Raw genomic sequence first — 21456 nt, forward strand, 5'->3', positions numbered from 1 at the left:
ACGCCCCCGATCCCCTCAACCAGGAGTTCCGTTGACTGAGCGCATCACCGCGGTGGACACGATCGACGTCCGTTTCCCCACCTCCGTGCACCGCGACGGGTCGGACGCGATGAATCCGTTCCCCGACTACTCGGCCGCCTACGTCGTCCTGCGGACGTCGGCGGGCGACGAGGGACACGGGCTGGTCTTCACCGTGGGACGCGGCACCGAGATCCAGGTCGCCGCCGTACGGTCGCTGGCCGCGATGGTCGTCGGCCAACCCGTCGACGAGCTGACCGCCGACCCCGGGGCGCTGGCGCGACGGCTCGTCGGCGACAGCCAGATCCGCTGGCTCGGCCCGGCCAAGGGGGTCGTGCACATGGCCGCCGGTGGCCTGGTCAACGCGGTGTGGGACCTCGCCGCCCGGCGGGCCGGCAAGCCGCTGTGGAAGCTGCTGGCCGACCTCACCCCGGAACAGCTCGTCGCCCAGGTCGACTTCCGCTACCTGCGCGACGCCCTCACCGAGGACGAGGCGCTGACCCTGTTGCGGCGGGCCGCCGACGGCCGGGCCGATCGGGAACGGCGGCTGCTGGCCGAGGGCTACCCCGCGTACACCACCACGCCCGGATGGTTGGGCTACGACGACGAGAAGCTGGCCCGGCTCTGCGCGGAGGCCGTCCGCGACGGCTACCGGCTGATCAAACTCAAGGTCGGCGGTGACCTGGCCGACGACGTACGCCGGATGGGCATCGCCCGGCAGGCCGTCGGGCCGCAGGTCCACCTCGCGGTCGACGCCAACCAGATCTGGGGCGTGCCCGAGGCGATCGGGTGGATGCGGGAGCTGGCCGCGTTCGACCCGTACTGGATCGAGGAGCCGACGTCGCCGGACGACGTCCTCGGGCACGCCGCCGTCCGCAAGGCGCTCAGCCCGATCCGGGTCGCCACCGGCGAGCACGTGCACAACGCGGTGGTGTTCAAGCAACTGCTCCAGGCCGACGCCGTCGACGTGGTGCAGATCGACGCCTGCCGGGTCGCCGGGGTCAACGAGAACCTGGCGATCCTGCTGCTCGCCGCCCGGTTCGGGGTGCCGGTCTGCCCGCACGCCGGCGGGGTGGGGCTGTGCGAACTGGTGCAGCACCTGGCGATGTTCGACTTCGTCGCGGTCAGCGGCAGCACCGAGGACCGGGCCATCGAGTACGTCGACCACCTGCACGACCACTTCGTCGACCCGGTGCGGGTCACCGGCGGGCGCTACCTGGCCCCCACCGCGCCGGGCATGAGCGGGCAGATCCGGCCGGAGTCCCTGGCCGCGTACCGGTTCCCGGACGGCCCGCAGTGGGCCGCCGCCGCCGCGACCCCGGCCCCGGTGACTCCGTGATCATCGACGCGCACCACCACCTGTGGCGACCCGAACGCGGGTACACCTGGCTGGACGCGCCCGGGCTGGCGACCATCCGACGGCCGTTCACCCCGGCGGACCTGACCGCCGAACTCGCCGCCGCCGGGGTCACCGGCACCGTGCTGGTCGAGGGCGGGCGCTGCCATCGCGACGAGGCCGCCGAGTTCCTCGGCTACGCCGCCGACACCGCGCCGATCCTGGCGGTGGTGGCCTGGCTCGACGTCGCCGCCGACGACGTGCCCGCCACCGTGGCCCGTTACCGCCGGCTACCTGGCGGGGGGTACCTGGCCGGCGTCCGCTCGCAGGTGCAGGGCGAGCCGGACCCGGACTACCTGGACCGGCCCGACGTGCGGCGCGGGCTCGCCGCGCTCGCCGACGCCGGGCTCGCGTTCGACCTGGTGATCCGCGCCGACCAGCTACCGGCGGCGGCGCGGGCGGCCCGCGCGGTGCCGGGGTTGCGGTTCGTCCTGGACCACCTGGGCAAGCCCCGCATCGACGAGGGCGACGTGGGGCTGCGGAGCTGGCGCGGCCCGCTGGCCGCCCTCGCCGCCAACCCCAACGTCACCGCGAAGCTGTCCGGCCTGGTCACCGAGGCCGCCCCGACGTGGACCCCTGACGACCTGCGCCCGTTCGTCGCGGTGGCCGTCGCCGAGTTCGGCGCCCAGCGGCTGATGTTCGGCTCGGACTGGCCGGTCTGCCTGCTCCGGTCGGACTACCCCGGGGTGCTGCGGGCGTTGACGGCGGCGCTGCCACCGCTGTCGGAGCGGGAACACCGGGAGATCTTCGCCGGCACCGCCGTACGCACCTACGGCCTGGCCGACCGGGTCGGCGCGACCCGCCCGGCGGGGCCCGCGTGAGGCCGGCCGGGTCAGGCGGCCCCCACCTTGGCGGCCAGCACCGTCCGCAGCCACGCCTCGGAGGTGTTGACGTGCATCAACGCGCTCGCCTGGGCGAGCAGTTGGTCACGCGAGCGCAGCGCGCGGTAGATCGCGTGGTGCTCGTCGATGGTGGTGTGCGCCGCGTTGCCCTCGATCAGCCCGCGCCACACCCGGGCCCGCAGGGTACGGCTGGACAACCCGTCCAGCAGCGAGGTGAGGGTCTCGTTGCCGGTGGTGGCGACGACGGTGTGGTGGAACGCCGTGTCGAACCGGATCAGCTTCTCGGCGTCGTCGGCCGCCGCCCGCATCTCCTCCAGGATGCCGCCGAGGTCGTCGAGCTGGGCGTCGGTCATCCGCAGCGCCGCCAGCCCGGTGGCCATCGGTTCCAGCAGCCGCCGGACCTCCATGACCTCCAGCAGGGTGTCGTCGCGCAGCAGCTCCACCGCGACCCCCAGCCCCTCCAGCAGCAGCCGGGGGGCGAGGCTGGTGACGTACGTCCCGTCGCCCCGGCGGACGTCGAGCACCCGGGCCGACTCGAGGACCTTCACCGCCTCCCGGACCCCGCTGCGCGACAGGCCCATCTGCTCGGCCAGCTGCGGCTCGGGGGGCAGTCGGGCACCCGGCGGCAGTTCACCGCTCTGGACCATGCTCCGGATCTTGGCGATCGCGTCGTCGGTCAGTGCCATCACGTCCCCCTCCGGCCGGCCGGTCGCGCGTCGTCCCGGCCGCTGCGGCTGAGGCGGCCGGCGGCGACCCCCACCAATATAGAGACATCCGATGTTTTCCCTGACGGCGGCCGTCCCACGGTCCGCCGCCGTGGACCGGCGGCCACCACCCGTACCGGAGGGGCGTGACGTGCAGCGCTACGGCTGGTTGATCCGGCTCCGACCGGAGCAGCGCGAGACCTATCTGCGCCTGCACGCCGCCGTGTGGCCCGACGTCGAACGCACGCTGCGCGCGGCGAACATCCGCAACTACAGCATCTTCCTGCACGGCGACCTGCTCTTCGGCTACTACGAGTACGTCGGCGAGGACCACGACGCCGACCAGCGGCGCATCGCCGCCGACCCGCGCACGCAGGAGTGGTGGACGTTGACCGACCCGTGCCAGGAGTCGGTCGCCGAGCCCGGCTCGGGGCACTGGTGGGCGCCGATGCGGGAGGTCTGGCACCTGTCCGAGGAGGAGTCGTGAACCACAGCGCGCACTACGTCGGCGACCACACCTTCGTCGTCGAGCGGACCGCAGTCGTGCCGCCCGGCCCCGGCCAGGTGCGCATCGACGTCGCGTACACCGGGATCTGCGGCACCGACCTGCACGTGGCGCACGGCGCGATGGACCAGCGGGTCCGGCCGCCGGCGGTGATCGGCCACGAGATGTCCGGACGCATCGCCGAGGTGGGTCCCGGGGTGCAGGGGCACCGGGTGGGCGACCCGGTGACCGTGATGCCGCTGCAGTGGTGCGGCGACTGCCCCGCCTGCCGGGCCGGCAACAGCCACATCTGCCACCGGCTCACCTTCGTCGGCATCGACTCCCCCGGTGCGATGCAGCGTTCGTGGACGGTGCCCGCACGCATCGTGGTGCCGCTGCCGGCGGACCTGCCGCTGACCCATGCCGCGCTGATCGAGCCGACCGCCGTCGCCGTGCACGACGTACGCCGGTCCCGGCTGACCGCCGGGGAACACGCGGTGGTCGTCGGTGCCGGGCCGGTCGGCCTGCTCATCGGGACGGTCGCCCGGGCACGGGGGGCCGAGGTGACGGTGCTCGAACCCGACCCGCGCCGTCGGGCCCTCGCCACCGAACTCGGGCTGCGTACCGTCGACCCGGCGACGGTCGACGTCGCCCGGCACGTGCACGAGACGACCGGTGGGGCCGGGGCGGCCGTGGCCTTCGAGGTGTCCGGGTCCGCCGCCGGGGTCCGTACCGCGACCGACCTGCTCGCCGCACGCGGCCGGCTGGTCGTCGTGGCGATCCACCCCACCCCCCGGGAGGTGGACCTGCACCGCGTCTTCTGGCGCGAGCTGGAGCTGATCGGGGTGCGGGTGTACGAGCGGGAGGACTACACCGAGGCCGTCCGGCTGGTGCACGCCGGGCTGGTGCCCGCCGGGCGGCTGATCACCCGGGTCGTGCCGTTGCCCGAGGTGGCCGAGGCGTTCCGGGCGCTCGCCGCCGGTGGCGAGGTGAAGATCCTCGTCGACTGTGGCGTCACGGGGTGAAGCCCGGCCGTGTGATGATCGGCGGGTGCGGGTGGTGCTGGCGACCGATGCGGGGCACCCCGGGCGGACCAACGAGGATTTCGCCGGGGCGGTGCCGGCCGGCCTGGTGCTGGTCGACGGCGCGGGCGGCGTCCCCGGGGCCGGCGAGGTCTGCCGGCACGGCGTGGCCTGGTACGCCCGACGGCTCGGCGGCGCGCTGCTGGGCGGGCTGTCGACGGGCGGGAGCCTGCGGTCGGTGCTGGCCGAGGGCATCGGGCAGGTCACCGACGCGCACCGGGGCACCTGCGACGTCACCCACCCGAGCAGCCCGCACGCGGCCGTGGCCGTGCTGCGGTGCGCCGGCGGGCTGGTCGAGCACCTGGTCCTCGGGGACGCGTTGGCGGTCGTCGGCCGGGTGGCCGGCGGGCCGCTCGTCGCCCACGACCCCCGCGAGGTGGTGATCGCCCGGTCCTTCGAGCAGCGGCTGGTGGGCGTCGCCGAGGGCAGCGGGGAGCACCGCCGGTTGCTGGCCGAGCTGCGGGGGCACCGCAACGCTCCGGGCGGTTTCTGGGTGGCCAAGGACGATCCACGGGTGGTCGACGAGGCGGTCACCGGCGACTGCCCGGCGGCCGGGGTGACGGTGGCGGCGCTGCTGAGCAACGGGGCGAGCCGGCTCGTGGACACCTTCGGGCTCACCGACTGGGCGGGCCTGCTGCGCCTGCTGGACACCGACGGGCCGGGCGGGATCATCCGCCGGGTCCGGGCGGCCGAGGCCCGGCACGGGGTCGCCACCGACGACGCGACGGTGCTCGGGTGCCTCGGGACGGAACCGGCCGCCGACGGCTGAGCCACCCGGCCCACCGGTCCGGGTGCGGACCACCGGACATGGCCGGTTCGACCACGAACCTGTGCCATCGGGATACTTGTATACTCTGGTCCGCCGACCTAACAGCCCCTGGCAGAGAAGCAGTGAGCGGACCAGCAGCGAGCAAACCCCAGGTGAGCAGCAGGTCGGTCGTTCTCGACGCGATCCGCGCGGCCGGCACGATCAGCCGGGTCGGCCTGATCCGGGCCACCGGCTTCACCGCGCCGACCATCTCCACCCTGGTCCGCAAGCTGATCAACGAGGACCTGGTGGTCGAGACCGGCCACGCCAAGTCGACAGGCGGCAAGCGGCGGGTCCTGCTCCAGCTCAACCACGCCTCCCGGTACGCCGTCGGCGTCCACCTGGACCACGGCGTCATCACGTACGCCCTGACCAACCTGGGCGGCACGGTGGTGGCCCGGATCTCCCGCCCGGGGGCCGGCGCGCAGGAGCCGGCGGCGGTGGTCGCCCGGATCGCCACCGAGATCGCCGCGCTGATCGACGGGGTCGGGGTGGAGCGGGACCGCATCCTCGGCGTCGGCCTGGTGTTCCCCGGGCCGGTCAACGCGACCCGGGGCATGGGTGGCCCGCCGGACGTGGGGCTCGCCCCCGCCATGCGGCAGTGGAACGGGTTCCCGCTGGGCGCGGCGCTGGAACAGGTGACGGCCCTGCCGGTGGCGCTGGACAACGACGCGACCGCGGCGGCGCTGGGCGAGCACTGGACGGGCGGGTTCGGCACGGCGGCCTCGGCCGCCGCCCTCTACATGGGCACCGGCATCGGCGCGGGGCTGGTCATCAACGGCAGCACCTACCGGGGGCCGAGCGGCAACGTCGGCGAGTTGGGGCACGTGTGCGTGTCGGCCGACGGGCCCCGGTGCTGGTGCGGGGCGCGGGGCTGCGTGGAGGCGCTGGCCGGGCCGGCCGCGGTGGTCGCCGCCGCCCGGTCGGAGCCGGCGACGGCACGGGCGGTGGGTTTCACCCCCGGCGTCCGCCGGCCCTCGGTGGTCGCCGACTTCGCCGCGATCAGCCGGGCCGCCCGCCGGGGCGAGCCGCACGCGCTGGCGTTGCTGGAGCGGTCGGCCCGGCACGTCGGGACCGCCGCCCGGACGCTGGCGAACCTGATGGACCTGGAGGTGCTCGTGCTGACCGGGCCGAGCCTGGCCACCGCCGGGTCGGTGTACCTGCCGATCGTCCGGCACGAACTGCGCGCCTGCTTCGCCCGGGGCACGCACACCGTCGACGTCCGGCTCTCCCGTTCCGCCGCGACGGCCTCGGCCGTCGGCGCGGCCGCGCTGGTCCTCGAATCCGAGCTGGTCCCGCCGGGGCACGGGCCACGCCCATCCGAGCAGGTGGCCGGCCAGCGGGTCCGGCTCACCGAATCGGCAGGCTGAGGGACCCGGGGGTACGCGATGGACGACACGTGGCGCACGAGCGCGGTGGGGCTGGTGCTGGCCCGGCCACCCCGCCTGCTCGGCACCGAGCCGTTCTTCATGGAGTTCATCGCGGGCATCGAGGAGCGGCTGGCCGCGCACGGCCGGTCGGTGCTGCTGCACGTCGTCGCGCACCACGACGCCGAGATCGCCGCGTACCGTCGGTGGGCGCGACAGCGGCTGGTCGACGCGGTCGTGCTGGTGAACCCGTCGGTCGACGACCGCCGGCCGGCGGTGCTGCGGGACCTGCGGCTGCCCGTGGTGGTCGCGGGTGAGCCCACCGGCGACAACCCGGCGGTACGCCGGGACGACGCCGGGTCGATGCGGGCGGCCCTGGCGCACCTGGTGGCCCTGGGGCACCGGCGGGTGGCCCGGATCAGCGGACCGGACGCGCTGCTGCACACCCGGACCCGTACGGCCGCGATGCTGACGGCGGCGGCGGAGTCGGCCGTGCACGCCGTGGTGGTGGCGGGTGACTACTCGGCGGAGTCGGGGGCGCGGTTGACCACCGGGTTGCTGGACGGGCCCGAACCGCCCACCGCGATCATCTACGACAACGACCTGATGGCGGTGGCGGGCCTGCACGCGGTCACCGAGCGGGGTCACCGGGTGCCCCGGGACGTCAGCCTGATCGCCTGGGACGACTCCAGTCTCTGCCGGCTGGCGTCGCCCGCGCTGACCACGATGAGCCTCGACGTGCACTCGTTCGGCGAGTCGATCGGTGAGGCGGTGCTGCGGCTGGTCGCCGGCGAATCGGTGCCGCAGCGCTGGTGTGCAACCGAGACGGTGGTCGCCCGGGGCACGACCGGCCCGCCCCGGTAGCACGGGGATGCGTTCCGCCTGGCGATCCGTCGAAACGGCATCGATGCGCTTGACTTAGTAAGGCGAATAAAGAAAGCTCGCAGGCGCGCTCCCATCGACGCTCCCCTCTATGCCTAGGAGAGCTTCATGACACGTCGTCATGCCCTGCTGGCGGCGACAGCCGCCGGCACGCTGGTGGCCGCCAGCCTGACCGCGGCCACCCTGCCCGCCTCGGCCGCCGCCTCGGGCTGTGCCGTCACCTACACCGTGCAGAGCCAGTGGAACGGCGGATTCAGCGGCAACGTCGCCATCACCAACCTCGGCTCGGCGCTGGCCGACTGGACGCTGACGTTCGACTTCCCGGACACCGACCAGCGGGTCACCCAGGGCTGGAGCGCCACCTGGTCGCAGTCCGGCGCCCGGGTGTCGGCGGCCAGCATGAGCTGGAACAGCGCGCTGAACACCGGCGCGTCCACCACGATCGGCTTCAACGGCGCGTGGAGCGGGACCAACCCCGTACCCACGTCGTTCGCACTCAACGGGACGACCTGCACCGGCGTGGTCGGCCCGACGACACCCCCGCCCACGACGCCGCCGCCGACCACCCCACCGCCCACCACGCCGCCACCCACCACTCCCCCGCCGACCACCCCGCCACCGACCACCACCCCGCCGCCGGGCGGGGCCGCGCCGAGCCTGCGGGTGTCGGGCAACCGGCTGGTGACCGCCGCCGGGGCGACCTACCGCCTGCTCGGCGTCAACCGGGCCAGCGGCGAGTTCGCCTGCGTGCAGGGCAAGGGCATGTGGGACAGCGGGCCGGTCGACCAGGCCTCCGTCGACGCGATGAAGGCCTGGAACATCCGCGCGGTGCGCATCCCGCTCAACGAGGACTGCTGGCTCGGGCTGTCCGGGTCGCCCAGCGGCCCCGCCTACCAGCAGGCGGTCAAGGCGTACGTGAACCTGCTCGTCGCCAACGGGATCAACCCGATCCTCGACCTGCACTGGACCCACGGCCAGTACACCGGCAACATCTCGGCCTGCACCGACGTGAACGCCACCTGCCAGAAGCCGATGCCGAGCAGGCAGTACACGCCCCAGTTCTGGACCGGGGTCGCCACCGCGTTCAAGGGCAACGACGCGGTGCTGTTCGACCTGTTCAACGAGCCGTACCCGGACGCCGCCAACAACTGGTCGGACATGACGGCCGCGTGGCGCTGCCTGCGTGACGGCGGCACCTGCACCGGCATCGAGTACCCGGTGGCCGGCATGCAGAGCCTGGTCGACGCCGTCCGCGCGACCGGGGCCACCAACGTCCTGCTGGTCCCCGGTCTGACCTGGACCAACGACCTGACCCAGTGGTTGGCCTACAAGCCGACCGACCCGCGCAACAACATCGTCGCCTCCTGGCACTCGTACAACTTCAACGCCTGCGTCACCGAGACCTGCTGGGACACCCAGATCGCGCCGGTGGCCGCGCAGGTGCCGGTGCACGCCGGGGAGATCGGCCAGGACACCTGCGCCCACGACTACATCGACAGGTTGATGACCTGGCTGGACAGCAAGCGGCTGGGCTACACCGCGTGGACCTGGAACCCGTGGGGTTGCAGCGGCGGCAACGTGCTCATCGAGGACTACAACGGCACCCCGACCAAGAGCTACGGGGAGGGCTACCGCGCCCACCTGCTCTCCGTGACCCCGTAACCGACCGCCCGACCGGCCCGTGGCTGTCCCGGCCAGCCGGGACAGCCACGGGTCAGCGCGACACCACCGCCCTCGGCGTGGCGGTGGTGTCGCGCGGCCCCGTGCCGGGCGGCCCGACGGTCAGGAGCAGTTTTTGCCCTTGTTGATGCAGGTGGCGATGCGCTGCATGGTCTGGGCGGAGTTGACGTTGACGAAGTCGTTGTGGTCGGAGAACGGGTTGTGGTTCTCCTCCGGGAACGAGTCGAGGGCGTACTGGCCCTTGAGCTGCACGTCCCGGGGGATGTCGTAGCCGACGGTGATCCTCAGCTGCGGGATCGCCCGGAAGCCCTGCGGGCAGGCGCCGGTGGCCCGGTCGGCGAACGCGACGTGGTTGCGGTGGTTGTCGCTGTCGACGTTGCGGCCGTCCCAGCAACCGGGGAAGTCGTGCACCCGCTGCACCTGGCTGCCGGCGGGGCAGATCGGGTACTTGTCGGCCAGCCGGTCGGCGAAGCCCGAGCAGGTCCAGGTGGCGCGGGCGTTGGCCGGGCCACGGCTGGTGGGCTTGGCGTCACCGGTGAGCGCCCGGAGGAACTTCGGCATCGGCACCACCTTGCTGGCGGGGTTGCCGCGGTACTCGATCAGCACCTGCGCCGGGCGGACGATGCCGCCGGTGTTGCCGGGCAGTTCCAGGTCGGGACCCTGCGGGTCGGGCAGCGCGGTGGCGGTGGCGGGCGCAGCGGTCGTGGGTGCGCTGCCCGGGGTGCCGGGGGCCTGGTCCAGGGTGCAGGTGGCGAACGCGTCGAGGCCCTGCGGGCGGGCGGCCTGCCTGCCGATCGCGATGGCGATCCGGTCGAGCACCGCGATCCGCTTGGCGCGCAGCGGGCCGAGGATGGCGTTGTCGACGAAGGCCGGGCCGCCCTGGCCACGGCTGGTGACGAGGCGTTCGTTGGCCTCGGAGAGCTGCCTGTCGAGTTCGTCGAGGTTGCGGTTCACCTCGGCGAGCGCCCCGGCCGGGACTCCTGGCAGCTTGTCGCGCACCGTCGGGCACTGGATGCGCGGGTTGGCCGCCTGGGCCGCCGTGACGCTGGCGCGGTGGGCGCCGGCGGGCATCCGGGCGTGCATGTCGTCGTAGCTGACGTCGCACTCGACCAGCGAGACCAGGCCGGGCTGGTTGCCGCCGGCGGCGGTGACCGTGCTGCTGATCTGCCTGATCGTCGCGGCGCGGCGGGCCCGCAACGTGTCGGTGACCTCCCGGTTGAACGCGGCGTCGATGCGGCCCCGGCTGGCGGTCATCCGCTGGTTCGCGGCGGCCTGCTGGCGGTCCAGGTCGGCGAGCAGCCGGTCGACGGTGCCCCGGGCCCCGGTGGGGACGGCGCGCAGCCGCTTGCCGACCGAGGGGCAGACGACCATCGGCTGGGTCTGGGCGAGGGCCTGCCGCACCTGGTCGTCGTTGCGGACGCTCCGGTCGATGCGCACCACCGGCCAGAAGTAGGACGACTTGTCGCCGTTGCGGCAGGTGGTGCCGGAGGCGTCCAGGTCGGCGTTGGAGGAGTTGGCGGTGATCGCCAGGTTGCCGACGAAGTCGTGGACGTGTTCCGCGCCGTTGCGGATGCCGGGTTGGGCCACCGGGTTGTCCGGGCTGAACTTGCCGTTGCCGTTCGTGCCGCAGTCCACGGTGAACCGGCCGGTCGACGCGCCCGCCGCCGGCTGCGGGACGCGCACGTTCGGCGGCACCTTCTCGATCGGCACGAACTGGTCCAGGCTGGTGGCGGCGTCCGCGGTGCCCCGGCCGCCACCGGAGACGAAGGTGACGGTGAGCGCACCGGTGGCCGCCAGCACCAGCGCGGCCAGAGCGATCCGGGCCGGCCGGGTGTGGACCAGCGGGGTCCCGTCGGGTCTGCGGTTCATCGGAATTCTCCTCCAAGCCGGAAACCGGCTCCGGTGATGTGCTGTCTGCCGGGGGTACGGCCCGGCGGGTGGGCAACGGTCACCGTCGGCCGGGTACGTCATGGTTCGGTAAGAAGTCCCGACCCGGCCGGGCACAACCGGACGCGGCGGCCGGGTGACGGGGTCACCGGCCGCCGCGGGTGCCCGGCGTCGTCGAAGGGTGGGGAGGCGGTGGGCTACCAGGTGGTCAGGAGCAGGTGGTTGACCGTGAGCGCGACCGCCGCCTGCACCACGAGCCAGCCGCGCCGGTCGGCCGCGGGGATCAGGGCGGCGCCGGCTGTCAGCCAGACGGTGAAGGGCAGCCAGATGCGTTCCACCTCGGCCTTGCTGTAACCGGACAGGTCCGCCGCGACGATCATCACGGTGGCGGCGAGCGGCAGCAGCCAGGCGGCGTGCTCCGCGTCGGGCCGCCGCGCCGCGAGGGCCCGCCGGCCGGCCGGCACCGCCCGCCGCAGGATCACCGCCGCCACCGGGCCGGCGGCCACCACGACCAGCGCCAGGTCGGCCCAGACCCAGTAGCCGTACGCCCGGTCGGCGGCGATCCCCTGGTAGTAGCGTTCGACGACCAGGTGGTAGCCGGTGGGCCACCAGAACCCGGCGGCGGTGAACCCGGCGACGACCGGCAGCGCCCCGACGAACGCCCACCCCACGGTGCGCCGGTGCCGGCCGGCCAGCACGACGACCGCCAGCGCGAGCGGAGCCATCAGCACCAGCCCGTACGACAGGTAGCAGCCGGACGCCAACAGGGCCCCACCGGCGAGGGCCGCCACCGCACGCCCCCGGGTGAGGCCGTGGGCCAGCAGGGCGATCCCGGTGGCGGTCACCCCGGCGAACAGCCCGTCGGCCGACACCCCGGCCCAGACCGCCCCGGGGAACAGCACCACGAACGGCAGCACCGCGCGGGCCGCCGCCTCGGTGCCGAGCAGTCGTACGGTGTGCGGCACGGCGACGGCGACGAGGCCCGCCACCAGGATGCACAGCGCCCCCGCCCACCCCCCGCCGGACAGCCCGGCCCGGTCGAGCCCGACGAAGACGAGCAGCGCCCCCGGCGGGTGGCCGGAGACGTGGGTGGTCCAGGAGTCCGGTTGCCCGTCGAGGATCCGACCGGCGAAGCCGGCCAGCATGGCGGGGACGTCGGTGACGCCGGGCACCTCGTGCAGGTATTCGTGGCGGGTGGTCAGCCGCCCGGCGACGCCCCGGTGCCAGCCGTCGACCAGGGCCAGCGACAGCGTCCAGGCCACGGCGGTGAGGTAGCCGAGCGCGAGCAGCGGCCGCCAGGGCAGCCGGGCGGCCACCGCCGGCCCGCGCCAGCAGACCAGCGCGGCCACCAGCAGCGCCGCCGGGGTGCCGATGCCGACGTGCGGCAGCCACTGCGCGAACAGCGGCGCGGCGCTGGCGTGCACCGGGTGGCCGAGCAGGTAGAGCACCCCGCCGGTGACGGCGGCCACCGCGAACAGGCCGACGGCGGCAGCGGCGGCGAGCACGTCGGCACGCGGCGGGCGACGGCGCGGGCCACCGTCCGACTCGCCCCGACGGCCGCCCGCGCGCCCGGGCGGGGCCGGACCGGTGCCGGGCATCCGGGCCGGACGGTGGCCGGGGGTGCCGCTCACCCGCGCAGTGGGGCGTGGGCGAACTCGGCGATCCCCTCGGCGAGTCCCACGGCGGCCCGGAACCCGAGTTCGGTCTCCGCCCGGGCGGGCGAGGCGACCACGTGCCGCACGTCGCCCAGCCGGAACTCGCCGGTGACCACCGGCGGCGGCCCGTCGGCGGCGCGGGCCAGCTCCGTGGCGACCTCGGCGATGGTGACCGGCCGGCCGGAGGCCACGTTGTACGCCCGCCAGCCGGTGCCGGTGCCGGTCGCGTCCAGCGCGGCGAGGTTGGCCGCCGCCACGTCGCGGACGTGGACGAAGTCGCGGCGCTGGCCGCCGTCCTCGAAGACCCGGGGCGCGCGGCCGGCCTGCAGCGCGGACCGGAAGATCGCCGCGACCCCGCTGTACGGGGTGTCGCGGGGCATCCCCGGCCCGTAGACGTTGTGGTACCGCAGCGCCACCACCGCGCCACCGGTCTGGCGCGCCCACGCGGCGGTCAGGTGCTCCTGGGCGGCCTTGCTGGCGGCGTACACGCTGCGCGGATCCAGCGGATCGTCCTCGTCGACCAGCCCCGGGGTGAGCGGGGCGGCGCAGCGCGGGCAGGTCGGCTCGTACCGGCCGGCGGCCAGGTCGGCGACGGTACGCGGCGCGGGCCGCACCGGACCGTGCCCGGCGCAGGCGTACGCGCCCTCGCCGTAGACCACCATGGAGCTGGCCAGCACCAGCCGGTGCACGCCCGCCCGGGCCATCGCGGCGAGCAGCACGGCGGTGCCGAGGTCGTTGCAGCCGACGTACTCCGGCAGGTCGTCGAGGTCGACGCCGAGGCCCACCATGGCGGCCTGGTGCACCACCGCGTCGACCCCGTCGGCCAGGACGGCGGCGAGGGCCGGCCGGTCCCGGACGTCGAGCCGGACGAGCGGTGCGCCCGCCACGGTGTCCGGCAACGGTCCGCGGTGCGCGCCGGGGTGGCCGGAGTCCACCACGGTCACCCGGTGGCCGGCATCGTGCAGGGCGGTCACCACATGGGTGCCGATGAAACCGGCACCGCCGGTGACGAGTACGTGGGTCACCCGCCGACGGTAGGGCCGGTGACCGCCGTCGTACGCCGGCCGCGACCAGCCGTCAGGGGTTCGTAAGAACTGCGCGGCGGCCGGGGATTCCGTCATCGTCAGGTAAGAATTTCCGGGCCGGTGGTGCCCTAGCGTCCCGCTGCATGACCGATGTGGTTCTTCCCTGCCGCGACGAGGCCCCGGCCCTGCCCGACCTGCTGGCCCGGATGCCGGCCGGCTACCGGCCGATCGTGGTGGACAACGGCTCGACCGACGGGTCGGCGGCGGTGGCCCGGGCCTGCGGGGCCGAGGTGATCAGCGTGGCCGAGCCCGGGTACGGCGCGGCCGTGCACGCCGGGGTGCTGGCGGCCGACCCGGTCGACGGGGTGGTGTGCGTGCTGGACGCCGACGGGTCGTTCGACCCGGCGCAGCTGCCCCGGCTGGCCGATCCGGTCCGGTCCGGCGCGGCGCACCTGGGCACCGGCCGGCGTCGGCCGACGGGACGTGGGGTGTGGCCGTGGCACGCCCGGGTCGGCAACGCGGTGCTGGCCCACCGGCTGCGCCGCACCACCGGCCTCGACGTGCACGACATCGGGCCGATCCGGGCCGTCCGCCGCGACGACCTGCTGGCGTTGGGGCTGCGCGACCGCCGCTTCGGTTACCCGCTGGAGCTGCTGATCGCGGCCGGCCGGGCGGGCTGGCGGGTGGTGGAGGTCGACGTCGACTACCACCCCCGGGCGGCCGGTACCCGGTCGAAGGTGACCGGCACGGTGCTCGGCACCGCCCGCGCCGTGCGGGACATGGGCACGGTGCTGGCCCGGTGAACGCCCACCGTCCACCGGCCGCCCTGCGGGTGCTGGTGCTGGCCAAGACGCCGGTGCCCGGCCGGGTCAAGACGCGGCTCTGCCCGCCCTGCACCCCGGCGCAGGCCGCCCGGGTCGCCGCGGCAGCCCTGGCCGACACCCTGGACACCGTCGGCACGGCCACCGTCGACGCCCGGGTGCTGGTCGTCGACGGTGACCTGCCGGCCCCGCCGGGCTGGACGCGGCTCGCCCAGCGCGGTGGCCCGCTCGCCGACCGGCTCGCCCACGCGTTCGTCGACACCCGTACGGCGGGCGCGGCGACCCTGCTGGTCGGCATGGACACCCCGCAGCTCACCGCCGCGCACCTGGACACCGCGCGGGACCTGCTCGGCCGGGCGGACGGGCCGGACGCGGTGCTCGGGCCGGCGGACGACGGCGGCTGGTGGACGCTGGGGCTGCGCGACCCCGGCCACGCCACGGTGCTGCGGACGGTTCCCACCTCAGTGGCGAGCACCGGCGCGCGCACCCTGGCCGCGTTGCGCCGCCGGGGCCTGCGGGTGCACCTGCTGCCCCGGCTGCGGGACGTGGACACCGCCGTCGACGCCCACGCGGTGGCGGCGCTGTGCCCACCGGGCAGCCGGTTCGCCCGCGCGGTCGCCGTCGACGTCCCGTCGCCCACGGCGGTGGCCTGATGAACGCGGTGGCGCTGTTCGACGCCGCGTTCGACCGTGCCGCGTCGGGTGTCCCCGCCGCGTTCACCGCCCGGCATCCCAGCGGCGGGGTGCTGCGGTTCGACCCGGCGCTCTGGTGCCGGGACGCCGTCGCCGGGGACGCGTCGCTGCTGGCCCGCTGCACCGGACCCACCCTCGACGTCGGGTGTGGACCGGGCCGGCTCACCGGCGCGCTGATCGACGCCGGGCGGCCCGCGCTCGGCATCGACGTCAGCGCCACCGCCGTCCGGTTGGCCCGGCGGCGCGGCGCGGTGGCCCTGCGCCGGGACGTGTTCGGGCCGGTGCCGGGGGCCGGGCGGTGGCGGCACCTGCTGCTGGCCGACGGCAACGTGGGCATCGGCGGCGACCCGGACCGGCTGCTGCGCCGGTGCCGCCGGCTGCTGGCCGCCGACGGTCGGCTGCACGTCGAGTGCGCGCCACCCGGCACGCCGGCCTGGTCCGGCACGGCCACGGTGCGGACGCCGGACGGTGCGGACGGCCCGTTGCCCTGGGCCTGCGTACCCCTGGACGGTCTGTCGACGCTGGCCGGACAGACGGCGTTGCGGGTGCGCGACACCTGGACCGAGGCGGGCCGGTGGTTCGCCACCCTCGGTCCGGCGTGAGCGGCCGGCCGGTGGTGCCGCGGCGGCCCGCCCGACGGTGGTCGGCACCGCCGGCGGCCCCCGACCGGTTCGGGTCCCCGCTGCGGTCGACCCGGCTGACCAGCCAGCTCGGCGTCGCGCTCGGGGTGGCGTTCGCCGTGTGTTTCCTCACCGGGCTGCTCAGCCACCTGATCCAGCATCCGCCGGGCTGGTTGCGGTGGCCGGCCCGGCCGGTGGGGCTCTACCGGTTCACCCAGGGGCTGCACGTGGCGACCGGCCTGGCCACGGTGCCGCTGCTCGGGGCCAAGCTGTGGTCGGTCTACCACCACCTGTTCCGCTGGCCGCCGGTGCGGTCGGTCGCGCACGCGCTCGAACGCGCGAGCGTCGGTGTGCTGGTCGCCGCGGCCCTGTTCGAGGTGGTCGGCGGGGTGTTGAACGTCGCCCGCTGGTACGCGCCGATGCCGTTCTTCTTCACCGCCGGGCACTACCGGGTGGCGTGGCTGGTGGTGGGTGCGCTGCTGGTGCACATCGGGGTGCAGTTGCCGGCGGTCCGGGCCGCGCTGGCCCGCCCGGACGTCGAGTCGCCGCAGGAGCGGCTCAGCCGGCGCGGGCTGCTCGCCGGGGTGGCCGCCGCGGCCGGACTGATCACCCTGACCACGGTCGGGCAGACCGTCCGGCCGCTGTCCGGCCTGGCGGTGCTCGCCCCGCGCCGGCCGGACGTCGGCCCGCAGGGGCTGCCGGTGAACCGGACCGCCCGCCGGGCCGGGGTGGACGTCGGGGATCCGGCGTACCGGCTGGTGGTCGACGGTCCGGGCGGGCGGGTCGCGTTGGATCTCGCCGCCCTGCACGCCCTGCCGCAGCACACCGCCGACCTGCCGATCGCCTGCGTGGAGGGGTGGAGCGCGACGGGGCGGTGGACCGGGGTGCGGCTGCGGGACCTGGTCGCGCTGGTCGGGGCGGACCCGGACCGGGCGAGCGTCCGCGTCGAGTCGTTGGAGGCGGCCGGCCGCTACCGGGCGTCGACGGTCGGCCCGGCGCACGTGGGTGACCCGGCGACGCTTATCGCGTTGCGGCTGGGCGGGGAACCCCTGCATGCCGACCACGGTTACCCGGCCCGGTTGATCGCGCCGAACCGGCCGGGCGTGCTCCAGACCAAGTGGGTCGGCCGGATCGTCGTGCGGGAGGCGGGGTGAGGACCCGGGTGGCGCTCGTCGCGGCCGGCACCCTGCTCATCGGGTACGCCGTGGCGGGCGCGCTGACCGACCCGGAGCTGGACCCGGCGGGGGTGCTGGTGTTCCTGGCCGGGGTGCTGGTCGGGCACGACCTCGTCTGGATGGCCGGGGTGCTGGCAGTCGGGGCGCTGCTCGCCCGGTTCGTCCCGCGCCGGCACCGGCCGGTGGTGCGGGCCGGGGCGATCGGTGCCGCCGCGCTCACCGTCGTGGCGCTGCCGCTGGTGCTGGGCTTCGGTCGGCCGCCGGACGACCCTTCGGTGCTGCCGCTGCCGTACGGCCGCAACCTCGCCGTGGTGCTGCTGCTCGTCGCCGCCGCGACGGCGGTGGGCTGTCTGCCGGTGGAGCTGCGGCACGATCGGCGCACGGCCGGTCGGCACGGGGCGGGGGCGGGGTCGCGGGCCGACGACGTGAGCACACCAGGGCGTGTCGATCCACCGTGACCGGGTGCCGCCCGCCGACGACACCACCCCACATCGAACGATGCTCGTCGATTATTGACACCCCGGAAACGATCGCTGAGACTTGTCTGCAACACGCAGGCAACAATCAGGGCACCGGTCGCGACGCACCAATGTTAGCGCTAACAGCGATCTCGGCGCGATGTCCCGACCAGAGAGGCCCGATCACGTGACCGACCACTCCCCGACCCGGATCACGTCGCCCTCAGCGGCGTCGCGGCGACACCGTCCGCTCCGCCGGCTGCTGGTCACGCTGGCCGCCGTGGCGACCGCGATGGTCGGCGGCGCGGTCGTCGTGTCGTCCCCGGCCACCGCCGCCACCAGCGGGTTCCGTGGCATGAACTGGGCCGTCCTGGGCGACAACTTCAGCACCGGCCCGCTCGTCGTGCAGGGCCTCAGCGCCTCCGACAGCAACGCGACGGTTCGGGCCAAGGCCAACGCCCTCTACGACGACATGGCCGCCACCATGGGGGTCAACACCGTCCGGCTGCCGATCAACACGCACACCGTCGGGACGGCGTGGTGGGAGGCGTACCGGGGAGCCATCGACGCCGCCACCGCCCGCGGATTCAAGGTCATCCTGGCGTACTGGGAGGACGGCGCCGCCTCCGGTGGCCGGATCACCAACCTCGCCGCCTGGAACGCGATGTGGTCCACGGTGACCAACACGTACGGCACCAACCCCAACGTCTACTTCGAACCGATGAACGAGCCGCACGGTTACAGCTCGGCGGACTGGCGCAACGTCGCGGCGAACTGGCTCAGCTCCCACCCCTCGGCGGTGCCCGGCCGGGTGCTCATCGGCGGCACCGGCTTCAGCCAGGACCTGCGGGACGTCTGCAACGACAGCCGGTTCAACGCGACGCTGCTCTCCTTCCACCACTACGCGTTCTTCTACGGCGAGATGAGCTACGACGCCTTCCGCAGCCACATCCAGACCCGCCTGGGCAACTGCGCCTCCCGCGCCGTCGCCACCGAGTGGGGCGCGCCGATGAACGACGGCCGCAACTACGCCGACGCCAACAGCACCGACAACTTCGTCCGGCACATCCGGGCCATGGCCCAGGTGATGCGGGACAACCAGATGGGCGGCACCTACTGGCCCGCCCTCGGCGGCAAGCCCGGCACCATCGGCTACGACTGGTACTCGATGTACGCGCTCAGCGGCAGCGGCACCGACCTCAACCTGAGCATCCGCAACCCCTCCGGGGCCGACCGGGTCCGCTACGGGTGGGGCGACACCGTCGGCGACGGCCCCACCACGCCGCCCCCGAGCACCGGAACGTACTACCGGCTCACCGTGCGGCACAGCGGCAAGGCGATGGACGTCCAGCAGCCGAACACCGACAACGGCGCGCGGGTCGGCCAGTACACCTACGCCGGCAACGCCTGGCAGCAGTGGCAGTTCGTCGACGCGGGCAGCGGCTACTGGCGCATCGTCAGCCGGCACAGCGGAAAGTGCCTCGACGTGACCAGCGCCTCCACCGCCGACGGTGCCGAACTCATCCAGTACACCTGCGGCAGCGGCACCAACCAGCAGTTCCAGATGGTCACCAACGGCAGCTACTTCCAACTGCGGGCCCGGCACAGCAACAAGTGCGTGGACGTGCCGGCCTCGTCGACCGCCGACGGCCAGGTGCTCAAGCAGTACACCTGCAACACCGGCGCCAACCAGCAGTGGTCCCGCACTGCCGTCTGACGCCCCGCCCCGACCCGGCCGCCGCACCGACCCGCGCACCCGAGCGGTCGGTGCGGTGGCCGGGTGTCGGGTCTCCCGTGGACGGGTGATCCGCGATCGCGGGGGCAGGCCCTACGGGGCGGGCCGGCTGCCGGCGGCGGGGCCGGGCAGGCGACGGGACAGCTCGCGCCGCAGCCGGTCACGGCCGGGGCTCAGGTAGACCAGTGGAACCCGGATCTCGTACGGCCGGCTCTGCCCGGCGACCGCCCACTCCCACCGGGCCAGCGGGGGGACGGTCCGGTCCGGGTCGGCCGGCTCGACCACCAGGACCGGGTACAGCCGCCCCGTGATCTCCGCGCGGGCGACGTTCGACCACCCGATGACCAGGGTGCGCTCCCCCGGCCCGGTCACCTCGATATGGTCCGCGGTGAGCCGCAGCGGCAGCCGGGGCTGGTGACCGGTGGACGACGGACGGGCCGCCCCGCGCAGGAGCCCGAAGGCCAGGATCCACGCCGCGATCCACAGCCCGTCCCACCACGGGTCACCGGTGGCCAGGTTGACCACCGCCACCACCAGCACCGCCGTCGGCAGGCCCGCCGCCAGGACGGCGACCTGACGCCTGCGGGAGCGCCGGAACTCGATGGTGTGCGGTTCGTCGGCGGCGGTCACCGCAGTGACCTGCCCGGCAGGTCACCGGGCTAAACGGGCCGTCCCGCCGGCGTGCCCGTCAGTGCAGTCGACGCTTCCAGTCCTCCGGTACCCGGCCCTCGGGGCCGGGGGCCGGCTGGTCGGACGGACGCGACTGCGGCGGGGCCAGCTCCGGGCCGTGCGGGTGGAACCGGTCGGCCGGGTAGTCCCAGAACCAGTCCTCGCCGGGTTCGAAGCTCTGCACCACCGGATGCCCCTCGCCGGTGGCGTGCGCCGTGGCGTGCTGGCCCGGCGACGAGTCGCAGCAGCCGACGTGGCCGCAGGCCGCGCAGCGGCGCAGGTGGAACCACCATCCGCCGGACGACTCGCACTCGACGCAGCCGGTCCCGCTGGGCGGGGTGGCCGGATTGATCCCCACCGTGGTCGCGGTGAGCGGCTCGGGTTGATCCTGCACGCGGCGTTCCTCTCGACTCGCCGGCCACGGTACCCGGACCGTCGCCGTGACGGCCCGCCCCGGTTACCCCGGCCGGGTGAGCCGGCCGCCCGGGGCACGACGTGGTGCGGCGACGACAGCAGAATGGAACGGACATCCACGCCACTGTCCGGAGGTACCCGGCAATGTCCCTCACCACCGCACGGCCCGGCACCCCGACGGTCGTCCTCGTCCACGGCGCGTTCGCCGAATCGGCGAGCTGGGCGGGGGTGATCGCCGCCCTGGTCGACAACGGCTGTCCCGCGGTGGCGGTGGCCAACCCGCTGCGCGGTGTCCGGCACGACGCCGACTACCTGCGCGCCGTGCTCACCGGGATCGACGGGCCGGTGCTGCTCGTGGGCCACTCCTACGGCGGCATGGTGATCTCCAACGTGCCGGTGGCGGGCACGGGCGTCACCGCGCTGGTCTACGTCGGGGCGTTCGCGCCCCTGGCCGGGGAGAGCGCCGCCGACCTGGCCGGCCGGTTCCCCGGCAGCACCCTGGGCGACACGCTGGCCCCGGTGACGCTGCCCGACGGGGCGACCGACCTCTACATCCGGCAGGACCGCTACCACCAGCAGTTCGCCGCCGACTCGACGGCGGCGCAGGCCGCGGTGATGGCGGTGACCCAGCGGCCGATCACCGAGGCGGCGCTGGGCGAGCCGTCCGGGGAGCCGGCCTGGCGGTCGCTGCCGTCCTGGTTCCTGTTCGGCAGCGAGGATCTCAACATCCCGGTGGCGGCCCACCGGTTCATGGCCGAGCGGGCCGGCTCCCGGCGGACGGTGGAGGTGCCCGGCGGTTCGCACACCGTGGCCATCCCGGAGGCGGGCATGCTGGTCGACCTCATCCGCGAGGCCGCCGGGGCGACCACCACGCCCTGACCACCCGACCGGCCGGCCCGGTGGCACGCCACGGGGTGCCGCTGCGGGGCCGCCGACCGACGCCGGCGACCCCGGGCGGGCCGGCCCCGGCGGTGCTCCCGCGCGCCCCACCGGGCACCGGTCACCCGACCGCACCGGTGCGCCCCCGTTCACCGTCGCCCGG

General features: G+C 74.9%; 21 protein-coding genes. 15 read left to right on the forward strand and 6 right to left on the reverse strand.

All coding sequences use genetic code 11. The features are described 5' to 3' along the window. Window positions 1–31: 31 nt before the first annotated feature. Both ACN261_RS28835 and ACN261_RS28840 read left to right on the forward strand, forming a co-directional pair. Window positions 32–1357 carry an enolase C-terminal domain-like protein gene (locus ACN261_RS28835; protein WP_421482828.1) on the forward strand — a complete coding sequence of 442 codons (1326 nt, stop codon included), beginning with the start codon at window positions 32–34 and terminating at the stop codon, window positions 1355–1357. Then, window positions 1354–2235, forward strand: coding sequence for an amidohydrolase family protein (locus ACN261_RS28840; RefSeq protein WP_425853189.1), 882 nt, complete (start codon window positions 1354–1356; stop codon window positions 2233–2235). The genes ACN261_RS28835 and ACN261_RS28840 overlap by 4 nt, the downstream gene beginning before the upstream one ends. Before the next feature lie 11 nt (window positions 2236–2246). On the opposite strand, the gene ACN261_RS28845 is transcribed toward ACN261_RS28840, so the two are convergent. Further along, window positions 2247–2942, reverse strand: coding sequence for a FadR/GntR family transcriptional regulator (locus tag ACN261_RS28845; protein ID WP_421482832.1), 696 nt, complete (start codon window positions 2940–2942; stop codon window positions 2247–2249). A 91-nt stretch (window positions 2943–3033) separates the two neighbouring features. Between ACN261_RS28845 and ACN261_RS28850 the strand changes: the two genes are divergently transcribed. The 6 genes from ACN261_RS28850 to ACN261_RS28875 all read left to right on the forward strand — a co-directional run bounded on the left by ACN261_RS28850 (window position 3034) and on the right by ACN261_RS28875 (window position 9245). Next, on the forward strand, window positions 3034–3447 hold the full coding sequence (locus tag ACN261_RS28850; protein ID WP_421482834.1) for an L-rhamnose mutarotase: 414 nt from the start codon (window positions 3034–3036) through the stop codon (window positions 3445–3447). Next, a complete protein-coding gene (locus tag ACN261_RS28855) occupies window positions 3444–4469 on the forward strand; it encodes a zinc-dependent alcohol dehydrogenase (RefSeq protein ID WP_421482836.1) in 1026 nt (341 codons plus the stop codon). The genes ACN261_RS28850 and ACN261_RS28855 overlap by 4 nt, the downstream gene beginning before the upstream one ends. A gap of 25 nt (window positions 4470–4494) precedes the next feature. Next, window positions 4495–5295 carry a hypothetical protein gene (locus ACN261_RS28860; protein WP_425853193.1) on the forward strand — a complete coding sequence of 267 codons (801 nt, stop codon included), beginning with the start codon at window positions 4495–4497 and terminating at the stop codon, window positions 5293–5295. Window positions 5296–5447: 152 nt separating this feature from the next. Continuing rightward, window positions 5448–6704, forward strand: coding sequence for an ROK family protein (locus ACN261_RS28865; protein ID WP_425853194.1), 1257 nt, complete (start codon window positions 5448–5450; stop codon window positions 6702–6704). An 18-nt stretch (window positions 6705–6722) separates the two neighbouring features. Next, on the forward strand, window positions 6723–7565 hold the full coding sequence (locus tag ACN261_RS28870) for a LacI family DNA-binding transcriptional regulator (protein WP_421482842.1): 843 nt from the start codon (window positions 6723–6725) through the stop codon (window positions 7563–7565). Window positions 7566–7691: 126 nt separating this feature from the next. Further along, on the forward strand, window positions 7692–9245 hold the full coding sequence (locus tag ACN261_RS28875) for a cellulase family glycosylhydrolase (protein WP_425853197.1): 1554 nt from the start codon (window positions 7692–7694) through the stop codon (window positions 9243–9245). Window positions 9246–9365: 120 nt separating this feature from the next. On the opposite strand, the gene ACN261_RS28880 is transcribed toward ACN261_RS28875, so the two are convergent. The 3 genes from ACN261_RS28880 to ACN261_RS28890 form a co-directional block, all read right to left on the reverse strand. Then, complete coding sequence (locus ACN261_RS28880) at window positions 9366–11132, reverse strand: DUF1996 domain-containing protein (protein ID WP_421482846.1); 1767 nt, start codon at window positions 11130–11132, stop codon at window positions 9366–9368. A 215-nt stretch (window positions 11133–11347) separates the two neighbouring features. Next, complete coding sequence (locus tag ACN261_RS28885) at window positions 11348–12748, reverse strand: hypothetical protein (RefSeq protein ID WP_425853662.1); 1401 nt, start codon at window positions 12746–12748, stop codon at window positions 11348–11350. 29 nt (window positions 12749–12777) lie between these two features. Next, on the reverse strand, window positions 12778–13830 hold the full coding sequence (locus ACN261_RS28890) for an NAD-dependent epimerase/dehydratase family protein (RefSeq protein ID WP_421482849.1): 1053 nt from the start codon (window positions 13828–13830) through the stop codon (window positions 12778–12780). Between the two features lie 143 nt (window positions 13831–13973). Between ACN261_RS28890 and ACN261_RS28895 the strand changes: the two genes are divergently transcribed. The 6 genes from ACN261_RS28895 to ACN261_RS28920 all read left to right on the forward strand — a co-directional run bounded on the left by ACN261_RS28895 (window position 13974) and on the right by ACN261_RS28920 (window position 19313). Then, window positions 13974–14633, forward strand: coding sequence for a glycosyltransferase family 2 protein (locus ACN261_RS28895; protein ID WP_088646821.1), 660 nt, complete (start codon window positions 13974–13976; stop codon window positions 14631–14633). Further along, window positions 14630–15304 (forward strand): TIGR04282 family arsenosugar biosynthesis glycosyltransferase, encoded by a 675-nt coding sequence (locus ACN261_RS28900; protein WP_421482851.1) that lies wholly within the window; start codon window positions 14630–14632, stop codon window positions 15302–15304. Before ACN261_RS28895 ends, ACN261_RS28900 begins: the two co-directional genes overlap by 4 nt. Beyond that, window positions 15304–15945: a methyltransferase domain-containing protein gene (locus tag ACN261_RS28905; RefSeq protein WP_421482852.1), complete on the forward strand. Its 642-nt coding sequence runs from the start codon at window positions 15304–15306 to the stop codon at window positions 15943–15945. Before ACN261_RS28900 ends, ACN261_RS28905 begins: the two co-directional genes overlap by 1 nt. Then, the gene (locus ACN261_RS28910) at window positions 15942–17117 is read left to right on the forward strand and encodes a molybdopterin-dependent oxidoreductase (RefSeq protein WP_425853200.1); all 1176 of its coding nucleotides are present in this window, start codon (window positions 15942–15944) and stop codon (window positions 17115–17117) included. Before ACN261_RS28905 ends, ACN261_RS28910 begins: the two co-directional genes overlap by 4 nt. Further along, window positions 17114–17596 (forward strand): hypothetical protein, encoded by a 483-nt coding sequence (locus ACN261_RS28915; RefSeq protein ID WP_425853202.1) that lies wholly within the window; start codon window positions 17114–17116, stop codon window positions 17594–17596. The genes ACN261_RS28910 and ACN261_RS28915 overlap by 4 nt, the downstream gene beginning before the upstream one ends. Before the next feature lie 187 nt (window positions 17597–17783). Continuing rightward, entirely contained in the window at window positions 17784–19313 is a 1530-nt protein-coding gene (locus ACN261_RS28920) for an RICIN domain-containing protein (RefSeq protein WP_421482855.1), read from the forward strand. Window positions 19314–19424: 111 nt separating this feature from the next. On the opposite strand, the gene ACN261_RS28925 is transcribed toward ACN261_RS28920, so the two are convergent. Continuing rightward, a complete protein-coding gene (locus ACN261_RS28925; RefSeq protein ID WP_421482856.1) occupies window positions 19425–19961 on the reverse strand; it encodes a hypothetical protein in 537 nt (178 codons plus the stop codon). A gap of 58 nt (window positions 19962–20019) precedes the next feature. Next, entirely contained in the window at window positions 20020–20394 is a 375-nt protein-coding gene (locus ACN261_RS28930; protein WP_425853205.1) for a UBP-type zinc finger domain-containing protein, read from the reverse strand. A gap of 164 nt (window positions 20395–20558) precedes the next feature. Here ACN261_RS28930 and ACN261_RS28935 point away from each other — a divergent pair, with 164 nt between their 5' ends. Continuing rightward, window positions 20559–21293, forward strand: coding sequence for an alpha/beta fold hydrolase (locus ACN261_RS28935; protein WP_425853207.1), 735 nt, complete (start codon window positions 20559–20561; stop codon window positions 21291–21293). The last annotated feature ends 163 nt before the right edge of the window (window positions 21294–21456 follow it).

The organism is Micromonospora sp. WMMD723 (assembly GCF_049863385.1).
GTDB classification, from domain to species: Bacteria; Actinomycetota; Actinomycetes; order Mycobacteriales; family Micromonosporaceae; genus Micromonospora; species Micromonospora wenchangensis.